This window comes from Pseudomonas sp. MT92, from assembly GCF_058792515.1.
Map to the genome: position 1 here is coordinate 466545 of NZ_JBXAFA010000003.1, position 20863 is coordinate 487407.

The 20863-nt window shown below is 57.9% G+C and carries 21 protein-coding genes and 1 pseudogene; 7 read left to right on the forward strand and 15 right to left on the reverse strand.

Annotated elements, in window-relative coordinates; genetic code table 11:
* Positions 1–232 precede the first annotated feature (232 nt).
* Genes gnd through AC1Q6D_RS07955 form a run of 3 tightly spaced genes read left to right on the forward strand, consistent with a single transcriptional unit; the run spans position 233 to position 3551 of the window.
* The gene (gene gnd, locus AC1Q6D_RS07945) at positions 233–1213 is read left to right on the forward strand and encodes a phosphogluconate dehydrogenase (NAD(+)-dependent, decarboxylating) (RefSeq protein ID WP_103405707.1); all 981 of its coding nucleotides are present in this window, start codon (positions 233–235) and stop codon (positions 1211–1213) included.
* Positions 1210–2733 (forward strand): glucose-6-phosphate dehydrogenase, encoded by a 1524-nt coding sequence (gene zwf, locus AC1Q6D_RS07950; RefSeq protein ID WP_103405706.1) that lies wholly within the window; start codon positions 1210–1212, stop codon positions 2731–2733. The genes gnd and zwf overlap by 4 nt, the downstream gene beginning before the upstream one ends.
* A complete protein-coding gene (locus AC1Q6D_RS07955; RefSeq protein ID WP_103405705.1) occupies positions 2730–3551 on the forward strand; it encodes an HAD family hydrolase in 822 nt (273 codons plus the stop codon). Before zwf ends, AC1Q6D_RS07955 begins: the two co-directional genes overlap by 4 nt.
* 54 nt (positions 3552–3605) lie before the next feature.
* On the opposite strand, the gene nhaB is transcribed toward AC1Q6D_RS07955, so the two are convergent.
* The 3 genes from nhaB to AC1Q6D_RS07970 all read right to left on the reverse strand — a co-directional run bounded on the left by nhaB (position 3606) and on the right by AC1Q6D_RS07970 (position 7029).
* The gene (nhaB, locus tag AC1Q6D_RS07960; RefSeq protein ID WP_103405704.1) at positions 3606–5108 is read right to left on the reverse strand and encodes a sodium/proton antiporter NhaB; all 1503 of its coding nucleotides are present in this window, start codon (positions 5106–5108) and stop codon (positions 3606–3608) included.
* A 79-nt stretch (positions 5109–5187) separates the two neighbouring features.
* Positions 5188–6477, reverse strand: coding sequence for an NHL repeat-containing protein (locus tag AC1Q6D_RS07965; protein WP_103405703.1), 1290 nt, complete (start codon positions 6475–6477; stop codon positions 5188–5190).
* Positions 6478–6762: 285 nt separating this feature from the next.
* Complete coding sequence (locus AC1Q6D_RS07970; protein ID WP_047528546.1) at positions 6763–7029, reverse strand: hypothetical protein; 267 nt, start codon at positions 7027–7029, stop codon at positions 6763–6765.
* Positions 7030–7374: 345 nt separating this feature from the next.
* Between AC1Q6D_RS07970 and AC1Q6D_RS07975 the strand changes: the two genes are divergently transcribed.
* Entirely contained in the window at positions 7375–8700 is a 1326-nt protein-coding gene (locus AC1Q6D_RS07975) for a sigma-54 dependent transcriptional regulator (protein ID WP_103405702.1), read from the forward strand.
* A gap of 94 nt (positions 8701–8794) precedes the next feature.
* Here AC1Q6D_RS07975 and fapF read toward each other — a convergent pair whose 3' ends face one another.
* The 10 genes and pseudogenes from fapF to AC1Q6D_RS08025 all read right to left on the reverse strand — a co-directional run.
* Positions 8795–10075, reverse strand: coding sequence for a fibril amyloid transporter FapF (fapF, locus tag AC1Q6D_RS07980; protein ID WP_103405701.1), 1281 nt, complete (start codon positions 10073–10075; stop codon positions 8795–8797).
* Between the two features lie 45 nt (positions 10076–10120).
* Positions 10121–10861 (reverse strand): fibril amyloid subunit FapE, encoded by a 741-nt coding sequence (fapE, locus tag AC1Q6D_RS07985; RefSeq protein WP_103405700.1) that lies wholly within the window; start codon positions 10859–10861, stop codon positions 10121–10123.
* 33 nt (positions 10862–10894) lie between these two features.
* Positions 10895–11575: a fibril amyloid maturation endopeptidase FapD gene (fapD, locus tag AC1Q6D_RS07990; protein WP_103405699.1), complete on the reverse strand. Its 681-nt coding sequence runs from the start codon at positions 11573–11575 to the stop codon at positions 10895–10897.
* A 62-nt stretch (positions 11576–11637) separates the two neighbouring features.
* Complete coding sequence (gene fapC / locus AC1Q6D_RS07995) at positions 11638–12951, reverse strand: amyloid-like fimbrin subunit FapC (protein ID WP_103405698.1); 1314 nt, start codon at positions 12949–12951, stop codon at positions 11638–11640.
* Positions 12952–13002: 51 nt separating this feature from the next.
* On the reverse strand, positions 13003–13578 hold the full coding sequence (gene fapB / locus AC1Q6D_RS08000; protein WP_103405697.1) for a fibril amyloid subunit FapB: 576 nt from the start codon (positions 13576–13578) through the stop codon (positions 13003–13005).
* Between the two features lies 1 nt (position 13579).
* The gene (fapA, locus tag AC1Q6D_RS08005; protein WP_103405696.1) at positions 13580–14020 is read right to left on the reverse strand and encodes a functional amyloid chaperone FapA; all 441 of its coding nucleotides are present in this window, start codon (positions 14018–14020) and stop codon (positions 13580–13582) included.
* A 330-nt stretch (positions 14021–14350) separates the two neighbouring features.
* The gene (locus AC1Q6D_RS08010) at positions 14351–14875 is read right to left on the reverse strand and encodes an AAA family ATPase (protein WP_103405695.1); all 525 of its coding nucleotides are present in this window, start codon (positions 14873–14875) and stop codon (positions 14351–14353) included.
* On the reverse strand, positions 14872–15435 hold the full coding sequence (pnuC, locus tag AC1Q6D_RS08015; protein WP_103405694.1) for a nicotinamide riboside transporter PnuC: 564 nt from the start codon (positions 15433–15435) through the stop codon (positions 14872–14874). The genes AC1Q6D_RS08010 and pnuC overlap by 4 nt, the downstream gene beginning before the upstream one ends.
* A 144-nt stretch (positions 15436–15579) precedes the next feature.
* Positions 15580–16314, reverse strand: a complete 735-nt coding sequence (locus AC1Q6D_RS08020; protein ID WP_425272131.1) for a methyl-accepting chemotaxis protein — start codon at positions 16312–16314, stop codon at positions 15580–15582.
* A 168-nt stretch (positions 16315–16482) separates the two neighbouring features.
* Positions 16483–17262: pseudogene (locus tag AC1Q6D_RS08025) on the reverse strand (cache domain-containing protein); the annotation flags it as partial.
* Positions 17263–17473: 211 nt separating this feature from the next.
* Between AC1Q6D_RS08025 and AC1Q6D_RS08030 the strand changes: the two are divergent.
* Together AC1Q6D_RS08030 and AC1Q6D_RS08035 are read left to right on the forward strand one after the other, a co-directional pair.
* Positions 17474–18304, forward strand: a complete 831-nt coding sequence (locus AC1Q6D_RS08030) for an undecaprenyl-diphosphate phosphatase (RefSeq protein ID WP_090469468.1) — start codon at positions 17474–17476, stop codon at positions 18302–18304.
* Positions 18301–18729 carry a DUF1294 domain-containing protein gene (locus AC1Q6D_RS08035; RefSeq protein WP_103405692.1) on the forward strand — a complete coding sequence of 143 codons (429 nt, stop codon included), beginning with the start codon at positions 18301–18303 and terminating at the stop codon, positions 18727–18729. Before AC1Q6D_RS08030 ends, AC1Q6D_RS08035 begins: the two co-directional genes overlap by 4 nt.
* Here AC1Q6D_RS08035 and AC1Q6D_RS08040 read toward each other — a convergent pair.
* Complete coding sequence (locus AC1Q6D_RS08040; protein WP_103405691.1) at positions 18726–19085, reverse strand: MmcQ/YjbR family DNA-binding protein; 360 nt, start codon at positions 19083–19085, stop codon at positions 18726–18728. The genes AC1Q6D_RS08035 and AC1Q6D_RS08040 overlap by 4 nt on opposite strands.
* Positions 19082–19990 (reverse strand): LysR substrate-binding domain-containing protein, encoded by a 909-nt coding sequence (locus tag AC1Q6D_RS08045; protein WP_103405690.1) that lies wholly within the window; start codon positions 19988–19990, stop codon positions 19082–19084. The genes AC1Q6D_RS08040 and AC1Q6D_RS08045 overlap by 4 nt, the downstream gene beginning before the upstream one ends.
* A gap of 131 nt (positions 19991–20121) precedes the next feature.
* On the opposite strand from AC1Q6D_RS08045, the gene AC1Q6D_RS08050 reads away from it, so the two are divergent.
* Positions 20122–20733, forward strand: coding sequence for an FMN-dependent NADH-azoreductase (locus tag AC1Q6D_RS08050; protein WP_047528566.1), 612 nt, complete (start codon positions 20122–20124; stop codon positions 20731–20733).
* Positions 20734–20863: the final 130 nt, after the last annotated feature.

Here is a 20863-nt window from a genome sequence, read left to right on the forward strand (position 1 = left end):
CCCACATCAGCGGCTGATCTACTATCGGCGCCGATTTTGATTTCTTTCGCTCCCGAAGGGAACTTTTTTATTTTTTGCGGTCGTTGTGTCTTCGGCACGATTCCCGACGTTATCAGTCTGGATCGGGCACAATGCCCGGAAACTTCATCCCGACGCTCTGGACTAAGCTTCATTAGTCGCGTTGGGCTATAACCTTTGACACACTTTTATTTGTAGTAAGGAGCATCAGCACATGCAACTCGGGATTATTGGACTGGGCCGCATGGGCGGTAATATTGCGCGGCGCCTGATGCTCAACGGGCACACCACCGTTGTGTACGACCGCAATACCGCCTTCGTCGACGCGTTGAGCGAAGAGGGCGCCACCGGGGTTGCCGATTTGCCGGCCCTGGTCGCTGGCCTGGCCAAACCACGAGCAGTCTGGGTCATGCTGCCGGCAGGCGCGCCGACCGAAGACACCATCGACACCCTGAGCAGCCTGCTCGAAGCCGGCGATACCATCATCGACGGCGGCAACACCTTCTATAAAGACGATATCCGTCGCGCGAAAACCCTCTCGGAAAAAGGCCTGCACTACATCGATGTCGGCACTTCCGGCGGCGTCTGGGGCCTGGAGCGCGGTTACTGCATGATGATCGGTGGCGATGCCGAGACCGTAGAGCGCCTCGATCCGCTGTTCCGAAGCCTGGCACCGGGCATGGGCGACATTCCGCGCACCAGGGACCGCCAATCCGATGATAACCGTGCCGAACACGGCTACATCCATGCCGGCCCGGCGGGTGCCGGGCATTTCGTCAAGATGATTCACAACGGTATCGAGTACGGAATGATGCAGGCCTTCGCCGAAGGTTTCGACATTCTCAAGACCAAGGCCAGCACCAACCTGCCGGAAGACCAGCGTTTCGACTTGAATGTCGCCGACATCGCCGAAGTCTGGCGTCGTGGCAGCGTGGTGTCGTCCTGGCTGCTGGACCTGACCGCCGACGCTCTGGCCAGCGACCCGAAACTTGAAGGCTACTCCGGTTCTGTGGCGGACAGCGGTGAAGGCCGCTGGACCATCGAAGCGGCCATGGAACAAGCAGTACCGGTTCCGGTGCTGTCGAACTCGCTGTTCTCGCGCTACCGTTCCCGTGGCCAGGGCACCTTTGGCGACAAGATCCTTTCGGCCCAGCGCTTCGGCTTTGGCGGTCATGTGGAGACACCTAAAAAATGACCCATGTGATCCGCAGAAAATCCAAGGCTGAACCCACGCCACCGACCACGCTGTTTCTGTTCGGCGCCCATGGCGATCTGGTCAAGCGCCTGCTGATGCCGGCGCTGTATAACCTCAAGCGCGACGGGTTACTCGGGGATGGACTGCGGATCATCGGCGTTGACCACAACGCCATCAGCGATGAAGGCTTCGCGCAAAAACTCGAAGACTTCATTCGCAACGAGGCGGCCGCGAAAGTCGGCAAGGGCGATCAGGCCCTTGATCCGCAGGTGTGGGCCAAACTCGCCAAGGGCATCAGCTACGTCCAGGGCGATTTCCTGGACGACAGCACTTATCAAGCGCTGGGGGCAAAAATCGCTGCCAGTGGCACTGGCAATGCGGTGTTCTACCTGGCCACCGCGCCACGTTTTTTCAGTGAGGTGGCGCGTCGTCTCGGCGCGTCCGGTTTGCTGGAGGAAAGCCCCGAATCCTTCAGAAGGGTGGTGATCGAAAAGCCTTTCGGTTCCGATCTGCAAACCGCCGAAGCCTTGAACGCATGCCTGCTCAAGGTCATGACGGAAAAGCAGATCTACCGGATCGATCACTATCTGGGCAAGGAAACCGTGCAGAACATTCTGGTCAGCCGGTTTTCCAACAGCCTGTTCGAAGCATTCTGGAACAACCATTACATCGACCACGTGCAGATCACTGCCGCTGAAACCGTCGGCGTGGAAACCCGTGGCAGTTTTTATGAGCACACCGGCGCTCTGCGGGACATGGTGCCCAATCACCTGTTCCAGTTGCTGGCGATGGTGGCCATGGAGCCTCCGGCGGCCTTTGGCGCCGATGCGGTTCGTGGCGAGAAAGCCAAGGTGGTCGGCGCGATCCGTCCCTGGTCGGTCGAAGACGCGCGGATCAATTCGGTACGCGGTCAATACACCGCCGGCGAAGTCGACGGCAAACCACTGCCGGGGTATCGCCAGGAAGACAAGGTCGCGCCGGACAGCAACACCGAAACCTATGTGGCCCTGAAGGTCATGATCGACAATTGGCGCTGGGTCGGTGTGCCGTTTTACCTGCGCACCGGCAAGCGCATGAGCGTGCGCGACACCGAAATCGTCATCTGCTTCAAGCCGGCGCCCTATGCGCAGTTCCGTGATACCGAGGTCGAAGAGCTTGCACCGACCTATCTGCGGATCCAGATTCAGCCCAATGAAGGCATGTGGTTCGATCTGCTGGCCAAACGGCCTGGCCAGGCACTGAAGATGGAAAACATAGAACTGGGCTTCGCCTACAAGGATTTCTTTGAAATGCAGCCGTCCACCGGCTACGAAACCTTGATCTATGACTGCCTGACCGGGGATCAGACGCTGTTCCAGCGCGCCGACAATATCGAAAACGGCTGGCGGGCCGTACAACCGTTCCTTGACGCCTGGCAGCAGGATTCAGCGGTACAGAGCTATGCCGCGGGTGAAAACGGGCCGCAGGCCGCCGAAGAGTTGCTGGCTCGCGACGGTCGCGTCTGGCATGGTCTCGGATGAGTGAGGTAGCGCAACATCCCATCCGGTTCTTGCTCAGTGACATGGACGGCACGTTGCTGCTGCCCGATCACAGCCTCAGTCAGCGCACCATCGACGCGGTACGCGCGTTGCGTGAGGCCGGGGTGCTGTTCAGTCTCGCCACCGGCCGGCCCCCCAAAGCCATGTTGCAGGCGATCGAGGCACTGGGCGTCGACTTGCCGACGGCGGCCTTCAATGGCGGCACGATCGTCAATCCGGATGGCAGTTTGCTGGTCGCGCATTACTTGCCTGCCACGGCGGCGCTGATCGCCCTGGCATTGTTCGCCGATCAGCCGGATATCGAGGTGTGGGTGTTCAGTGGTGGCGACTGGCTGGTGAAAGATCCGAGCGGCCCCATGGTGCCGCGAGAGCAGCACGGGCTGGGGTACCCACCGGTGAGCGTCGACAGTTTCGAGCCGTTTCTTGCTCGCATCGACAAGATCGTCGCCGCCAGCAGCAACGCCGAGTTGCTGGTTGAGCTGGAGGCGCGGTTGTTACCGCTGGTGGAAGGGCAGGCCCAGGTTTCGCGTTCGCAGCCGGTGTATCTGGACGTGACCGCGATACGTGCCAACAAGGGTGACGCCCTCGCGACATTGGCCGGGTTTCTCGGTGTACCGCTGCAACAGGCGGCGGCCATGGGCGATGGCGGTAATGATCCGGCCATGTTCCATCGCGCCGGTCTGTCGATCGCCATGGGGCAGGCCGAGGAAGAAGTCAGACGCCAGGCCGATGTGGTGACGGGCGCCAATACCGAGGACGGTGCGGCTCTGGCGATTGAGCGGTATATCCTCCCTCGATAACCCTTTAGACCCAATCGAGGGAGCAGGCTCGCTCCCTCGTTTTTTGGGGCAGTGTTAGAGCCAGAAGCTCACGGCATACCAACCAAGACCACCCATCACTACCGTATAGGGCAGCGCCATCCACACCATCCGTCCATACGACAGGCGAACCAGCGGTGCAATTGCCGACGTCAGCAGAAACAGAAACGCAGCCTGACCATTGGGTGTCGCCACGCTCGGCAAGTTGGTGCCCGTGTTGATCGCGATGGCCAGGGTCTCGAAATGCTCACGGCTCATGTGCCCGGAAAGGAACGCCTGTTTCACTTCGGTGATGTAGATGGTCGCCACGAACACGTTGTCACTGATCGCCGAGAGCAACCCGTTAGCGATGAACAGCATGCCCGGTTGTTGATCGGCAGGCAGCGCCAGCACCCATTGGATCAATGGCGTGAACAGTTGTTGATCGTGAATCACTGCCACCACGGCGAAAAACACCACCAGTAGCGCGGTGAATGGCATCGCATCCTTAAACGCGTTACCGAGACGGTGTTCATCGGTGATGCCGGTGAACGCTGTGATCAGCACGATCACCATCAAACCGATCAAACCCACTTCCGCCACATGAAAGGCCAGGCCGGCAATCAGGATCAGTGCGGCCGCGCCTTGTACGATGAGGGCTGCACGCTGTTGCGAGGTGCGTTCGGCATTGTCCTCGGCGGCGTAATTGGCCAGCACGGCGCGGACGTTGTCCGGCAGCAAGGTGCCGTAGCCGAACCAGCGCAATTTTTCCAGCAGGACGCAGGTGACCAGACCCGCGACCAGGACAGGGAGTGAAACCGGAGCGACTTTCAGGAAGAACTCGGAAAAATGCCAACCCATTTCATGGCCGATCAGCAGGTTCTGCGGTTCACCCACCAGCGTGCACACGCCACCCAACGCCGTACCGACGGCACTGTGCATCAGCAGGCTGCGCAGAAACGCACGAAACTGGTCGAGATCGCCATGATGAAGGGAAGGCAGGTGCCGATCATCGCTGTACTCGCCGTCTTGGCGGGGATCGGTGCCCGAGGCCACCCGGTGGTACACCGAGTAAAAACCGACGGCAGCACTGATGATGACGGCTGTCACGGTCAGGGCGTCGAGAAAGGCCGACAGGAACGCCGACAAAAAGCAAAACATCAACGACAGCAGCGCCTTGGAGCGGACCCCAAGCAGCAACCGCGAGAACAGAAACAACAGCAGGTCTTTCATGAAGTAGATGCCGGCCACCATGAACATCAGCAGCAGGATCACCGGAAAGTTGTGCACCAGCTCGTCATAGAGCGCTTGTGGCGTGGTCATTTTCAGCAACAACGCTTCGACGAGCAGCAAGCCGCCAGGCATCAGTGGATAACACTTGAGCGCCATGGCCAGGGTGAATATGAATTCCAGCACCAGCAACCAGCCGGCTGCCACCGGACCTGCTGTCCACAGCACCAGGGCATTGAGAATCAGGAAGCCGACAATACAAACCTTGTACCAGCGGGGTGAGTTGCCCAGAAAATTACGGGCGAACGCCTGGGCCATCGAGCCGGACATTGGCTGCTCCTTGTATTAAGAAGCGCGCAACTTGCCGTAAGCGGATGGGAAGATCAAGTGTAGGAAAAAATCCAGTGGGCTAAGCCAGGTAACGGGCGACGATCGCCCGATAGTGGCCGTCCAGGGAATAACCGCCCACGACAATGTTTCCATCACGCTGCACGGCCACCGAGGTGGCGGTGTCCAGGCTGCGACCGAGACGGGTGCGAACCCAACCGTTGCCATCGCCAAAGTCCGGATCGAGCTGGCCGTCAGGCGAGTATCGCCCCAGCAGAAAGTCGGCCTCGACGCCACCAATGGTTGCGCCGGCTACCACCACACTGCCGTCCGGTTGCGCCTGTGCGGCGGTCCATTGGCAACCGTTATTGGCGATTTCCAGCAATTGCGGCTGCCCGCCGTTGCAGTGACTGTCCGGGCGGCCATTGATGTGGACTTTCAAGGCCAGGCAGCGCATCGGCTCACGACTGCTGCCGAAACACTGCACGTCGCCATTGTCTTGCTGGACGATCCGGTTGACCTGAGCGCTATGTCCCCGCGCCTCGAAACGCATGAAGCCGTCCACGGCAAAATGGGTGTCGAGACTGCCGTCCGCGCGATAACGGGCCAGCAATCCTTCTCCGGGGAGGTTGATCGACCCGCCCACAAGGATTCGCCCGTCACACTGAATCTTCAGGCTGCTGAGCCAAGTGTTCATCAGCAAGTGCCTGACGATCACGAACCCGCGGCCATTGAATGTGCTGTCCAGCGATCCGTCGGGGTTCAGTCGAATGAGCAGGCCGGCATGATCGGCCCGTTCGAAGTGATGGTTGGCCATCAGCAGGATCCGACCGTCCGCTTGAACGTCGACATCGCAGGCTTCGGCGCCCGGTACGCCGGGTGGAAGCCAGGCATCACGCATACCATGGGAGAGCTTGCCTGGCAGACGCACGATGCAGCGACCATTGTCACCGAAGTCCTGAACGGGACGACCCTGTGGGTCAAACAATGCCAGTGCGGGGAGGGTGAGGTGCGTATTTGCGTAGTGCAGGCCGACGACCAGAATGCGCTCATCGGGGAGCACGCGAACCCTGGCAGCCATGGCTTCAAAACCTTGTTGGAACTGCCCGATGACACTGCCTTGATTGCCAAAGGCGAGATCCGCCGAGCCGTCCTCCAGCAGGCGAGCCAGACCGAAGCGACTGCCGCCCGGGGTGCCTACCTTGGCCGCCACCAACAGGCGGTCCTGGGAATCTATTGCGACGTCATGGGCGATGCTTGAAAGACTGCCGGCGAAATAGACCTGGGATTTGCCTTGGGTGGCGAATGCAGGATCCAGTTTGCCTGCATGACTGAGTGTTGAGGGCGAAGCCACAACGGACTGGCTTGACATGCACGCACCTCCTTGCAAGTCGTCCTGATCCGGGAATTGGGTGGCGACTGTATAGGGAGAATATTCAAAACCTGAATGGTTGAATGCACAACTGTCATAACTAACAGATGGAGGGTCGCTGTGTGCCACAACAGTGTCTTTTCGAACCAGTGGCAAGCCTGCAATGTATAAAGGCACACGGAAGTTTGAATAAAGGCATGTCATAAGTTCAGCTGGCAATGATCAGCCAACCTGTTAACGACGGGGAAGGGCGCGGATTACCCCGGAGTAATCCGCAAAAAAATATTAATGCGGCATCGACCACGACTGGAGCGTATAACCTTCGTGGCTCAACTCGGCACGCGCCTGTTCGAGCAGGCGTTCAAGTTGTGCCGGGTCGGTGTAGGCGCTGCTCGGGATCAGCTTGCGGCCTATACTGTTTTTGGTGCGATCGATAACGGTCAGGCTGAGTTCACCGTTGCCGTCCTGTGGCGCCCAGGCCACGCACTGGAAAGGCTGGAATGCGCGGTCGGCAATCAGAAGAGCTTCGTTGATACGGAGCGGGGCGTTCATTGGATGTTCCCTCGGTATGCCCAATCAAGTGATAGGCCGACGGTTGGGCTGACCCTTCGGCTGGTTACTTGTACTGATGCCCGCAAGGGTGGTTCGGGTCACATGCAATCAAAAGAAATTTCAACTTTCTTTCATATACCCGGTTGGCCCGAGTCATTTTGAACGCTGAATGAAAACCTGGGCTTGTCAGGTATTTTTATCGAAGTCTCTTCTTATAACTAATACCAGGGCCGCTCTATAGTCAAACGATACAAGGCTCTGTCAAATTCTTGCTAATGTTACAGTCAGGTTTGCCAAATGACTGTTTTTAATAATTTTTCCTGACTTTGGCGCCAAGGAACAGTCATGAGCGATGCGCCTGCCTTAAGACGTTTACTTGTGGTGGATCCGTGCGACGACTGCCATCAACTATTGCCCGGATTACGCTCCGTGGGTTGGGACGTTGACAGCTGCACGCTGGAAAACGCCACCGACCGAACGTGTGACGTAGGTTTGTTGCGTTTGCAGCCCTGGCATCTCGAGCACCCGGACGCCGTCAAAGAGGTGATCAGCCGCAGCGGTACCGAGTGGATCGCCGTGCTCAACCAGGAAGTGCTTCGACTGCAGAATGTCGGGGATTTCGTCTGCGAGTGGTTTTTCGATTTCCATACCTTGCCTTTTGATGTCTCCAGAGTCCAGGTGACGCTGGGCAGGGCTTTCGGCATGGCCCGTCTTCGCGGGCAGGGCACGGTGCATATCGATCAGCCCGAGCACGAGTTGCTCGGTGACAGCAAGCCAATACGCGAGTTGCGCAAGCTCCTGAGCAAACTGGCGCCTACGGAGTCTCCAGTGTTGATTCGCGGCGAAAGCGGGACAGGTAAAGAGTTGGTCGCCCGCACGCTGCATCGGCAATCGTTGCGCCACAACAAACCCTTTGTCGCGATCAATTGTGGCGCGATTCCCGAGCACCTGATCCAGTCCGAACTGTTCGGTCACGAGAAGGGGGCCTTTACAGGCGCCCATCAACGCAAGGTCGGGCGAATAGAAGCGGCTAATGGCGGTACGCTGTTCCTCGACGAAATCGGTGACCTGCCTCTTGAACTGCAGGCGAACCTGTTGCGCTTCCTCCAGGAGAAGGACATCGAGCGAGTGGGTGGCAGTCAGCCGATTCCCGTGGATGTGCGGGTGTTGGCCGCGACCCACGTCGATCTTGAGGCTGCGATCGAGAAGAAGCGCTTTCGCGAAGATCTGTATTATCGCCTGAACGTCTTGCAGGTCTCGACTGCGCCCCTGCGTGAGCGAAATGGCGATTTGTCGATGTTGGCCAACCACTTTTCCCATTTCTACAGTCATGAAACCGGCCGCCGTCCGCGCAGCTTCAGTGAGGATGCCTTGATAGCCATGGGCAAGCATGACTGGCCGGGCAATGTTCGCGAACTGGCCAACCGGGTACGACGCGGGTTGGTCCTGGCCGAAGGCCGGCAGATCGAGGCGCGAGACCTGGGGCTGATCAGCCATCAAACCGGTTCCGCACCGATGGGCACGCTGGAAGACTACAAACACCGGGCAGAACGTCAGGCGTTGTGTGATGTGCTTAACCGTCATAGCGATAACTTGAGCATCGCCGCCAAGGTATTAGGGATATCCAGGCCGACCTTCTACCGTTTGCTGCACAAGCATCAGATACGTTGAGTAGCGAGGTGTATGGCTGCAGGTCAATGCTCCAATAGCTCGTAGAACCCACGAAAAAGCCCGCTGAAACAGCGGGCTTCTTGTTGTCGCAGCATTAGAAGTAGTAAGGGAATTTCAGGCTGAAGGAAAAATCGGGCGCGTCATCGGTCATCCCGATGGACAGTTGCGGGACGATCGTCAGGTTATTGCTTGCTGCCAGGGTCATGCCGATGTTGAAGTTGGCCGAGTTGTAATCGCTGTTGGTGATGGATTGCCACTCACCCCCGCTCGGCTTGATCTTGCTCTTGCGGGCGAACTGATCGGTGAACGAGAACGACATACTCATCTTCTCGTTCAAGGCGAATGCGATGCCGGCACCGACCTGCCAGGAATCGCCGAGTTTCACGTCTCCTGGCACCTTGGAGTTGACTTGGGGGCTGATGTCGCTGAACGAGTCTTCCATGTTGTAGGTATACGCCAGGCTGCCGAACAGCACGGCAGGGTCGAAGGTCTTGACCAGCGAGATGCCCGGGGTGATCGACCAGACCCCGTTGCCGGTCGGCAAGCTTTCGGGTACCGCCAGGTTATTGTTGTTCGGGTCCTCGATCAGCTTGATGCCGTAAGGGTCTTCACCCGTAGGTGCCTTGATGCGCAGTGTGGCGACCGCGTCGGGATAGTTCTCCGACTCATCGAGAAACTTGTAGGCAACGCCAACGTTGATATCGCCGATGGTCGGGTCGCGGGTGACGGATGCATCCGACGTCACCGGGCCTGCGCCACCGGCGCCTCCGGAGGAATACGTCGATTCCCGATAGATCACGGGAACGTTGATGTCGAACTGCCAACGTTGTGCCAGGTTGTAGCGGGCGGTCAGGTCCAGGGTCCAGTTATCCGCCTTGATGCGGTCGATGTTGATGTTGCCGAGAAAAATCGAATCCAGTGCCAGGAAGCCGTTGAGCGTCAATGCCCGGGTATCGTAGTGCGTGTAGGTCAGGCCGGTTTCGAAACTGAACTTGCCGCCACCGAAGAAGCCGCTGGCTTCGTCATACAGGTTTGAAACGCTTTGCGCAGGCTCCGAGTCATCCTTGAGCGACTGACCGTATGAACTGCCCGTGGCTCCCGACCCAGAGGTGGCTACTGTCTGGCCACCCTTGGTCTTTTCCGCGGGGGATTTGGTCAGGCGCTTGGGCGCCGGTGTCGCCGGTGTTTCTTCGACCTGGCGAACGCGCTGCTCGAGTACCATCAGCGCGTTCTGTTGTGCTTCATAACGTTGTTTCAGCTCCATGAGTTCTTGTTTTAGTGCTTCGACCTGGGGATCCGGTGCTGCGTACAGCAATGAGGCCGGGGCCAGGCTACTCAAACAAACGATAGCCCTGAACGTTAAAGATCGATGCATGGGTGAGCCGTCCCTTCTGACACGTCTGGTGACACTGAGCGTAGATCAGAATCCGCTGGTGCGTAGCCCTCTGAGCTGGTCAAGATTGCCGCTCAGCGAGCCGGCTGTCGGAACGGTGTCACGCAGCACGACATTGAGCGATGTGATGTTGCGGACCTGGTTGCCGGCGCCGAGCAGCGTCGTGTTTTGCAGCAGCCCGCCCTGGGCCAGGCGTTGTACCGTACTGCCCTGGTTGTTGTTGGCCAGAATGTTGAGTTGTATGCCACTACCGGTCGAGGTAACGCTCATCGAACCCGCACCGTTGGCGCCGGTTAATGTCGAGCCAGCGGCCAATGCCTGGCCCTGCTGTTGTGTGGCTGGGGCCTGATTGGCCTTGGTCACGTTGATATCAACGTTGTTGTAGGCCGTGTTGTAGTCACCGGCAGCACGCACGACTTGTGTGACACCTCCGGTGCTGTTGAGGCCGTTGCCGCCAGTGACGGTGCCGGTGCCTTGTGATTGCGACGTTCCAGTGCCTTTTTCATCGATCTTCGACACATAGAACTGTGGCTGGATGGTGGATTGTTGAATCTGCATCGAGGACGTTGCCCCGATCACTTCACCGTTGGCATTTTGCCAGCTGCTGGTCATGGCGATGCCGAAGCTGATGATGCGTCCGGGCATGACAAAGCGGCCGCGCAGGCTCGCCAATTCCTGGTCATTCAGTTCGATGGGTTTGAAAGTCTCTGCATGGGTTGGCAGGCTGGCGGCGAGGCAAGCCACGGCCAGCCAGATTGGAGTCTTCATTGGATACTCCCGGAGCTTCGTGCTCCCTTGTTATTAGAAGAAGTCGCTTTGGATGAATCCGAAATCCATCAACTCGGCGTCTTGCACCGGGTTGAAGGTGTTGATGCGATTCTTGGCGCTCAGTGGCAACGGCGGGTCGAGCAACACATTGGTTTTGTCGTAGCCCTGACCGATGACGGCAAAGATGATGCCGTTCCAGCCTTTGACAAAGTCGTCGACTTTGTAGCGTTTATGACCGAGAACCGGATCTCCGATATAGACCCAGCCCTCATGGACCCTTTGCATGACTACAAAATGTTTGTAGCCACGGATATCCATGAGTACCACCACGGGAATCTTAATTTCACCCAGGGTTTCCGGCGCCACCCGGTAGCCACGGGCGCGCATGCCGATGCTTTCCACGTAGTGCTTCATGTCGAGCATGGAGAAGCCCTGAACGCGGACAAGATCCTGATCGGAATGTGCCAGCATGCCTTCGATGATCTGGTCTTCTGTGACGTCCAGCCAATAGGCTTGGCGCAAAATGGTTGCCAGCGCTGCTGCGCCGCAACTGAAGTCGGTTTTCTGTTGCACCAGGTCGGCAAATTTACGCTCGCGGATGCTCTGGATCGGCTTGAATACCACCGCACCGCCCGGCAGGACGGACAGCGGCATTTGTGCAGCCTCGATCACACCGGTCACGCAAAGCAAAAATGCCAAGGCGATAATGCGCATGGGGGGATGCCCTCTGGCCATATTGAAAAAAGGCCCCCGTAAGGGGGCCTCCAGAGACAGCATTAGAACGACTGGTTGGAGATAGCCAGCGAGTTGCTTTGTTGGTTGCCCACACCAGCAGACACGTTGACACCCAGGTTGCCGCTGCCGCCATTCACCGAACCATTCAGGGTTGCAGTGTTGGTCACAGGGTTTGCCCAGCCGGTTGGAGTCAGCACTTGATAAGAGTAGGTGTTGCTCAAATCAAATGAACTGCTTTCGCTGTAGCTCTTCGTTACGTCTTTAGAAGACGCAGACGATTTGTCGCCTGATTTGGCGTACGAGGAGTCATACGCTTTTGTGAACGAAGAGTCGTGCGATTTGGTGTAGGAAGAGTCGGACGAATTGCTGTTCGACGTATTGAGAGACCCACTGGCCGATGCATCAAGCGATGCGGTCAGCGATGCATCAGCAGACCTGCTGCGGGTGTGATCGGCGCCACCATTATTCCAGGTGACCGATCTGGAAGCACTCGCCGAAGCGTCCAGGTTAGCGTTCAGAGAAGCATCGAAAGAAGCGCTGCTCGAAGCACTGGAATCTGCGCTTCTCGATCCGCTTGCATCAAAGCTTTTGGATCCGCTTGCATTGAAGCTATTGGATCCGTTCGCAGACCAACTGCTGGAAGCGCTCTTATCAACACTCAGACTGGAGTCCTTGTTGTAGGAGGAACTACCGCTAGCCGTTTTGGTAAACGTCAGCGTATCCACGCGGTAAGTCCGGTCGGCGACGTTGTTCACGGTCAGGCCAGGGCTGCTTTGATCAGCCGAGGCAGTGGCGGTAGCGTTGCCCAGCGGGGAGTTGGAGTTGGCGATTGCCATGGTGTTTTTCTGTTGGTTAAGGTCACCACCAGCAACGTTGATACCCATATTGCCGCTGCCGCCGTTACCTGAGCCACTCATCGTTGCAGTGTTCGTGACGCCATAGTTATCAACCCGGTTGTTATTGCCGTATTGAGTGACTTTGGCAGTGGCAGTGGCAGTGCCGAACACGAAGCTGTTATCCAGGCTTGAGGTGGAGGAAGCGTTGGCGATGGCAGCCGCGTTGTCTTGTTGGTTGCCACTGCCGCCTGCCACGTTGACGCCGACGTTGCCGCTGGCACCGGAGGCAGAACTGCTCATCTCGGCAGAGTTTTGAGTGCCTTCGTTATAGATGCGGTTGCCGGTACTGGTCTGCTTGTCGGTTGCACTGGCAGTCGCATTGACAAGGATTTTGGTTGGAGGAGGTGGGGTGTGGCCGTGGTGATGGTCACGCCGATCGTTTTGCCCAGCTTGTACAGCAACAGCCATGACCGCAGCAATTGCGAAAACCAGAGGCTTTAATGCCATCGAAGGTTTCATGGTGATTCTCCGTACTTATTTTAGGTTAAGTGTTGAAACTACCTGTTTGGGTCAATCCGCGACCCGTACGCTAAAGGTGTTGGCCATTCGGTTTCCCACCCCTGCGCTCTGATTCAACTGAATTACCCCGCGGCTACCGGTGAAGGCCTGGTCGCTGGTAGCGACCTGGCGATAGCCTGGTGCAGAGTCAGTTGGATCGGAGTTGTTGAGCAGCGTCACGTTCTGTTGCATGAGGACGCTGTCGTCGATGCTTTGCGGCTGAGCACTGATGCTGATACGCACTGCGTTGGCTTGCTGGGTATTGGCGCCCGAACTCTGGTTCACGCCCAGTACGCCGTTGCCGTTACTGAAGGAGTTACCCTGGATGCTTGAGTGCGCATCCATGGCGGGGTCGACCTGGCCGCGCAACCGTTGGCGAATCTGTACCGTCGCACTGGCTCCATGGCCAATGGCGATGGCTCGGGCGTTGGCCTGTTGCTGTAGATCGCCAGCCGCCTGGTTGACGGAGAAGTTGCCTTGGTACTGCGCGCCTGAATTATCGATTTCGGCGTTATTGATGACGGGAGGTTGGGCAAAGGCCGATGTACTACTGCAAAGCATGGCGATAATCAGCAGCGTGCGATTCATCTCAACGGTCTCCCGTTATGATTCTCAAAGCGCCCAGGCCTTGCTGGACGTTTGAATTGACCATGTTGGCAATGCCGTTGTTGCCCGAATTTCCCGAACGCCCGGCGGGTAGGTTGGAAAGTTGTGTCTGATTAGTGATATTGCCGCCCAGGTTATTGGTGCCTTGGGCGACCAGGCGTGAAATGCCTGCACCACTGGCGACAGTGGCAAAGTCACCGTCGCTCAATTCGCTCGTCTGATTGAGGATCTGTTTCGACGGGTTGGCATTGGCGGTCGTGGGGTTAGGATCGGGGGCTAACGACGGAGTCACCGCGTCTCTCACCTGGACATCACGTTTGATAATGATGATGCCGTTGTCAGCCTGTACAGGCAGGCAAACACTTGAGCCCAATGCACATCCGATCAGCAGGAGGCTAAAAATGTGGTTATCAAGTTTCCCCACGGCGGCAATTCCTTCTGTAAGTGGAGCGCTGGTGTTAATCAGCACTGCGGGGAAGAGAGCAGAAGGTGTGCCGGTTTTTGTTTTTCCTTAAAAAACAGTAAGTTGTAAATATTTGCCGTGGCGGTCAAAAAAATTTGTATCACCGCTGAGACAAAGCCGCGCAAAAACGCCGTCCAGATGGGCGCCATTGCTCGTCAAGGTGGCTTGAGGCAGGTTGTATCAGTGGCTTAACATTTTCTTGCTGCAGCGCTCGGGCCGCTTTAGTTCGAGGGTTTGCGCGGGGGAGGGTGTTTCAGGAATGGACATATGTGACAAGGCAGGGTAGCCCTGTCAGGCCTTGAGCAAGCGTGTCACGGCCTCAAATGCGGCGTCCTTGCGTTGTTGCCAATCACCTTCAAGTACCTGATAACGCTGGTGGTGCTGCTCAAGCCATTGGCGGCTGGCCTGGAAAAACGCCTGGCGTTCTGCCAGTTTCGGCTGGCAGCGTTGTCCATCGTCATGCCAGGCCACGTTTTCAGGGCTCAGCAGTAAATGCATGTCGTAGTGCCGGGTCAGCAGTGCCTGTTCGATCCAGGTCGGGCAAGCGCCAAACAACGTACGACTCCAAAGAATGTTGCTTAAAAGATGCGTATCGAGGATCAGTAGCGACGGTTGTGAGGCACGTGCGACATCCTCCCAGGTCAGCTGGCCATGTGCTATTGATTCAATATCATCGTAGCAGGTTTCCCGGGCTTTGCTTTCGATGAAGTGCCTGACGTACTCATCGACCAATATGCCGCCAAAGTTGGCGTGAATCTCACTCGAAAGCCAGCTTTTTCCGCTGGATTCCGGCCCTGCCAGCACCAGCACCTTCATGGGCACAGCACCGGATCGCTGCGCCATGAGCGCCAGCCTTGAATGGCCAGCAGGGTGAACAGGCCATACAGGGCCGCCGTCACGTACATCCCCTTGTACAGGAACAGACCGACGAAAATACAATCCAGCACGATCCACAGCGGCCAGCACTGCAGGCGCTTTTGCGCCATCCACCATTGCGCCACGAGGCTGAAGGCGGTGAGGAAAGCATCGAGCCAAGGCTGGGCGGCATCGGTCCAGTGCGCCATGGCGGCGCCCAGCAACAGACTGCACGCCGCACCGATGGCCAGTCCCGACACCACCGCATGTTTGCCTAGCCGGCTGACCTCGCGTCCATGATGCGCATCGCCAGCGCGGGTCCACTGCCACCAGCCATAGAGCTGCAATGCGGCGTAAATCACTTGCAGCAGCATGTCCGAATACAGCTTCACCTCGAAAAAGATCCAGCTATAGACAAGCACCATGACCAGACCGATCGGCCAGCACCAGGGGTTCTGTTTGACCGTCAACCATACGGCAATGACACCGAGGGCGGCGGCAAACAGTTCAAGCCCGGACATGGAGTTTCCTTGGGGAAGTCGAAGAGGGGGCGGATTGTAACTGAAGATCAATCGATCGCAGCCTTTGGCGGCGCCTCACAGGGTGACGTTTACCCTGCAGGCGCTGCCAGAGGCACGGATCGCGTTCGGACGCTCTTTTTCGAATTAAACCCGGAACTGCCTGAGCAAACCGTTCAATTGCTCGCTCAATTCCTTCAGTCTCAGGCTCGCCTTGCTGGATTGTTCAGCCGCCAGCGCGGTGCTGTGGGACAACCCGGCGGCTTGGGTGACGTTCTGGTTGATGTCTTCGACCACATGGGCCTGTTGCAGGGTGGCGCTGGCGATGGACGCATTCAGGCCGTTGAGGTTGCGCAACGCCTGACCAATGGCATTCAGACTTGTACCGGCCAGACCCGCCTGTTCGATGGTCAGCTGCGATGCCCGGCTGCTGTCGCCAATCACCTTGACCGCCGCCTCGGAATGACTTTGCAGTTGTTCGATCATCGACTGGATTTCCGCCGTGGACTTCTGGGTCCGCTGGGCCAAAAGGCGAACCTCGTCGGCTACCACCGCGAAACCCCGACCTTGTTCGCCAGCCCTTGCTGCCTCGATGGCGGCGTTGAGCGCCAGCAGGTTGGTCTGATCGGCAATCGAGCGGATCACTTCCAGCACGCTGCCAATCTGTGTGCTTTCGGTGGCCAGGGTGCGGATCACGTCCACGGCCTGATTGATGGTGCACGACAGCGTGTCGATCTGCTGCAGGCTGCCATCAATGTTGACCTGGCCTTGTTGGGCCTGAGCTTCGGCATCGCGCATTTCGCTGGCGGCATGTTCGGCATTCTTTGCCACATCCTGCACGCCGGAAGTCACTTCATTGATCGCCGTGGCCACCCGTTCCATCTGCTGCGACTGTTGCTGGCTGCGTTGCTGGGCCTGGGTCGCGTCGTTGCCCAATTCGCTGGACGATTGGCCTAGCGCACTGGCGCAGACCTGCAGTTCACCGATGACCTGGCGCAATTTGGCGGTAAAGGCATTGAAGTGCCGGGCCAATTGTGTGACTTCATCCTGGCCGTGGGTGTCGAGGCTGCGGGTCAAATCGCTTTCACCACTGGCGATGTTGGCCATCGCGTGGACGGTTTCCTGAAGCGGGCGAACGATGCTACGGGCGATGAGGATCACCAGTGCCGCCATGATCAGCGCGATTGCAAAGCCAATGACCGAGGCTTTCCAGAACTGACCATAGAATTCGGCTTGCATGTCATCAATGTACACGCCCGAGCCGATCATCCAGCCCCAGGGCTCAAAGAGTTTGACGTAGGAGGTTTTTCCCACGGGCTCGCTGGCACCGGGTTTTGGCCAGCGGTAATTGATGATCCCGGCGCCCTTGCTCTTGGCCACCGTGACCATCTCATTGAATATCGCAACACCGTCGGGGTCGCGGATCGCCGAGAGATTCTGGCCGTCCAGTTTGGGGTTGGCCGGGTGCATGATCATCACCGGCGTCAGATCGTTGATCCAGAAGTAATCGTTCTGGTCGTAACGCAGTCCGCGAACGGCTGTCAGCGCCTGTTTCTGCGCGGCTTCGCGGGTGAGCGTGCCGGCGGTTTCAAGGTCGTGATAGTAAGTGAGGATGCCACTGGCGGTTTGCACCACATGCTGGGTTTTCTGTGCCTTGGCGACATACAAGTCATCGTGAATCTGCTTGAGCATCAAGACACCCAAGGCCAGCAGCATCATGACGGCCACGACCAGGATGAGCCACAAGCGCCGGCTGATCGACATATTGCGCAAGCTGTTCATAACGTGGTGCTCCGTTTTCTTGTTCTTGTAATGAATGATCGCCAGCATTCGGCCAGGCCCGATAACGCGAAAGCACTTATCGGACTTGTCTGATAGGATTTCGGCCCCGCACGGGAAAACCTGAATCCAAATGTTTCACGGATTTTTCATGGCCAGGTGTGGAGCCTGAAAGCGTGCGAATTCAACTACGCTGATCGCGATAAATGTTTTTAAAAATACTAACGGGGCATGCAACGGCGCATAGCCTTTTGGGGGATTAATGGATCTTTGGACTGCCTTTCAGGCTTTGATTCTTGGCGTTGTAGAAGGGCTGACAGAGTTTTTGCCCATTTCCAGTACCGGGCACCAGATTATCGTGGCCGACTTGCTCGACTTCGGTGGCGAGCGGGCCATGGCATTCAACATCATCATCCAGCTCGGGGCGATCCTGGCGGTGGTGTGGGAGTTCCGCCGCAAGATTTTCGATGTGGTCATCGGTTTGCCGACCCAGCCCAGTGCGCGACGCTTTACCGCGAACCTGTTGATCGCCTTCCTGCCTGCCGTGGTTCTGGGAGTGATTTTTGCTGACCTGATCCACCACTACCTGTTCAACCCGATCACCGTGGCGACGGCCCTGGTGGTGGGTGGCATCATCATGCTGTGGGCTGAACAGCGTCAGCATGAAGTGCATGCCGATACCGTGGACGAGATCACTTGGAAAGACGCACTCAAAGTCGGGTTCGCCCAGTGCCTGGCGATGATTCCGGGTACTTCGCGTTCCGGCTCGACGATCATCGGCGGCCTGTTGTTTGGTCTGTCGCGTAAAACCGCCACCGAGTTCTCGTTCTTCCTGGCCATGCCGACGATGGTGGGTGCGGCCGTGTACTCGGGCTACAAGTACCACAAGCTGTTCGTGGCGGCTGATTTTCCGGTATTTGCCCTTGGCTTCGTGACTGCATTCATTTTCGCGATGATTGCCGTGCGCGGGTTGCTCAAGTTCATCGCCAGCCACAGCTACGCGGCGTTCGCCTGGTATCGCATTGCCTTCGGCCTGCTGATTCTGGCCACGTGGCAGTTTGGCTGGATAGACTGGACCGCGGCCAAGCCATGAGTGATTCCAGCGCGCGCTATCGTTCCGCAGGCAAGTCCGGGGGACATATCCAGCATCTACGCCTCAAGCTGCTGGTGTTCGCAACCCTGTGCGCGCTGCCGTTGTTCGGGTCGATGTCGTTGTGGTTGCGTGGGGTGTCGCTGATTCCCCTCGCGGTCTACGGCATCGTCAGCCTGCTGACGTTTTTGCTGTACTGGAGCGATAAGCGCAAGGCCCGTGTCGATCAATGGCGAACACCGGAAAACGTGCTGCATGCACTGGAGTTCGCGGGTGGCTGGCCGGGGGCGTTGCTGGCGCAACAAGTGTTTCGGCACAAGACGCGCAAGGTCTCGTTTCAACTGGTGTTCTGGCTCATCGTGATGCTGCACCAAGTGTTCTGGATCGACAGGCTGTTTCTCGGTGCAAACCTGTTGGCACTGTTCTAAAGCAATAACCCGACCTGCGTTCGTTTGGGCAATTTGCTCACCACCAGTTGATGAGAGCGTTGCAACAAGCCTTGCAGCTCTTCGGCACCCAGTGGGTAGGGCGTGTTCATGATGATCCACTGGGCCCGCGCCAGATAAGGCGCCGGATGAATGCCCGGACGGTCGCAATGACCGAGGAACAAATCCTTGTCGACCTTGAACGCCAGGGATTCGCCGCGCAGGTTCTGCAGCGCGAACATCTTGTTTCCGGCAACCGAAAACACCCGTACGCCTCCCCATTTATAGTCTTCCCGCGCACCGGGCAGCGCCAGGCAGAATGTCGCGACGTCCACTTCGCTCATGCATCCAGCCTTCATATCAAACGGTCCCCGCAGGCATTGAATGTTTCGATCAAATGGTCGAGCCAGGCACGCACGGCCGGCATCACCCCGCGTCGATGAGGGTAGACCGCTTGCAGCCAGCCACCGGGCAGCGACCATTCAGGCAACAGCTGCACCAGCGAACCATTGGCCAGTTCTTGCTCGCAATACATCATCGGTAGCGTGGTAAACCCCTGCCCGGCGAGGGCGCAGGTCTTGCGTACGATAAAGTCGTCGACGCCCAGGCGCGCTTCCATTGCCAGATCGTGGCTTTTGCCCTGGCGATCGACCAGGCGGATGTGCACCAGCCGATCCGGTTCGAGGGCACCGAGCACTGGCAGGTCTTTCAAATCATCGGGGCGGTTGATCTCACGCCCCAGCAGGAATGTGGGGCTGGCCACCAGGAGCATCTGTGCCTGGCGCAAGCGGCGGGTCACCAACAGCGGATCTTCATCGCGCGGTTCACGCACGCGCAGCGCGACATCCACGCCTTCGGTGACCAGATCGACGCGGCGATTGACCAGTACGACCTCAAGTTGCACCTGGGGGAATTTCTCCAGAAAGTTGCTGATGACTGCCGGCAGAATCTCGTGGGCCAGGCCGACCGGGGAGGACACCCGCAAACGTCCCCGGGGTTCGCTGGACATGCTGGCCACGGCTTCATCAGCCATTTCGGCTTCCAGCAGCATGGCCTGACAGTGTCGCAGGTAGCGTTCGCCCACGGCGGTCAGTTTCAGCTGGCGAGTGGTTCGTTGCAGCAGGCGCGCGCCCAGGCGTTCTTCCAGTTCGGCGATACGCCGCGACAACCGCGACTTGGGAATGCCCAGCAAACGCCCGGCCGCCGCGAAGCCGCCGGATTCCACCACCTTGGCGAAATAATAAAGGTCATTGAGGTCTTGCATGGCTGATGACTCGATCGTTCTACCAGTGAGACAAACTATCGCATTGTTGCGGTCTAATCACCTATTGGTTTCATCTGTAGGATTGTTTCCATCAGATCGCCCTTGTAGCGATCCTCACCCGGAGATCCCACATGAAACTGCTGCATATCGATTCGAGCATTCTTGGTGACAACTCGGCTTCCCGTCAGCTGAGCAGCGAAGTCGTAAAAGCCTGGCAAGTCGCCGAACCATCCGCTGTGGTGACTTACCGCGACCTGGCGGCCGATGCAATCAGCCATTTTTCGTCGACCACCCTGGTGGCTGCCGGCACCGCCGCTGAATTGCGCAACGCCGCACAGCAGCACGAAGCCGAACTCAGCGCTTCTACACTGGCCGAATTCCTCGCTGCCGATGCCGTGGTGATTGCAGCCCCAATGTACAACTTCACTGTTCCGACCCAACTGAAGGCCTGGATCGATCGCATCGCCGTTGCCGGTCAGACCTTCCGCTACACCGAAGCCGGTCCCGAGGGGCTGTGCGGTGGCAAGAAAGTGGTGATCGTTTCGACTTCCGGCGGGCTGCATGCCGGCCAGGCAACCGGCGTTGCCCACGAAGACTACTTGAAAGTGTTGTTCGGTTTCATCGGCATCACTGACATCGAATTCGTGCGTGCCCATGGCCTGGCCTATGGTGACGATGTCCGTAACAAAGCCATGAGCGACGCTCACGAGCAGATCAGCGAGCAGTTGTTCGCCGCCGCGTAAGGCTTGCATAAAGACTTCAAGCCGGTTGGGCAAACCCTCAAAAAACTCTGTATTCTGAATGCGCAAGTATCAGATACGGAGTTTTTTGTTTCTGTCCATTTCGTTTTGTGGCCCAAGTTATGCAGTCGAG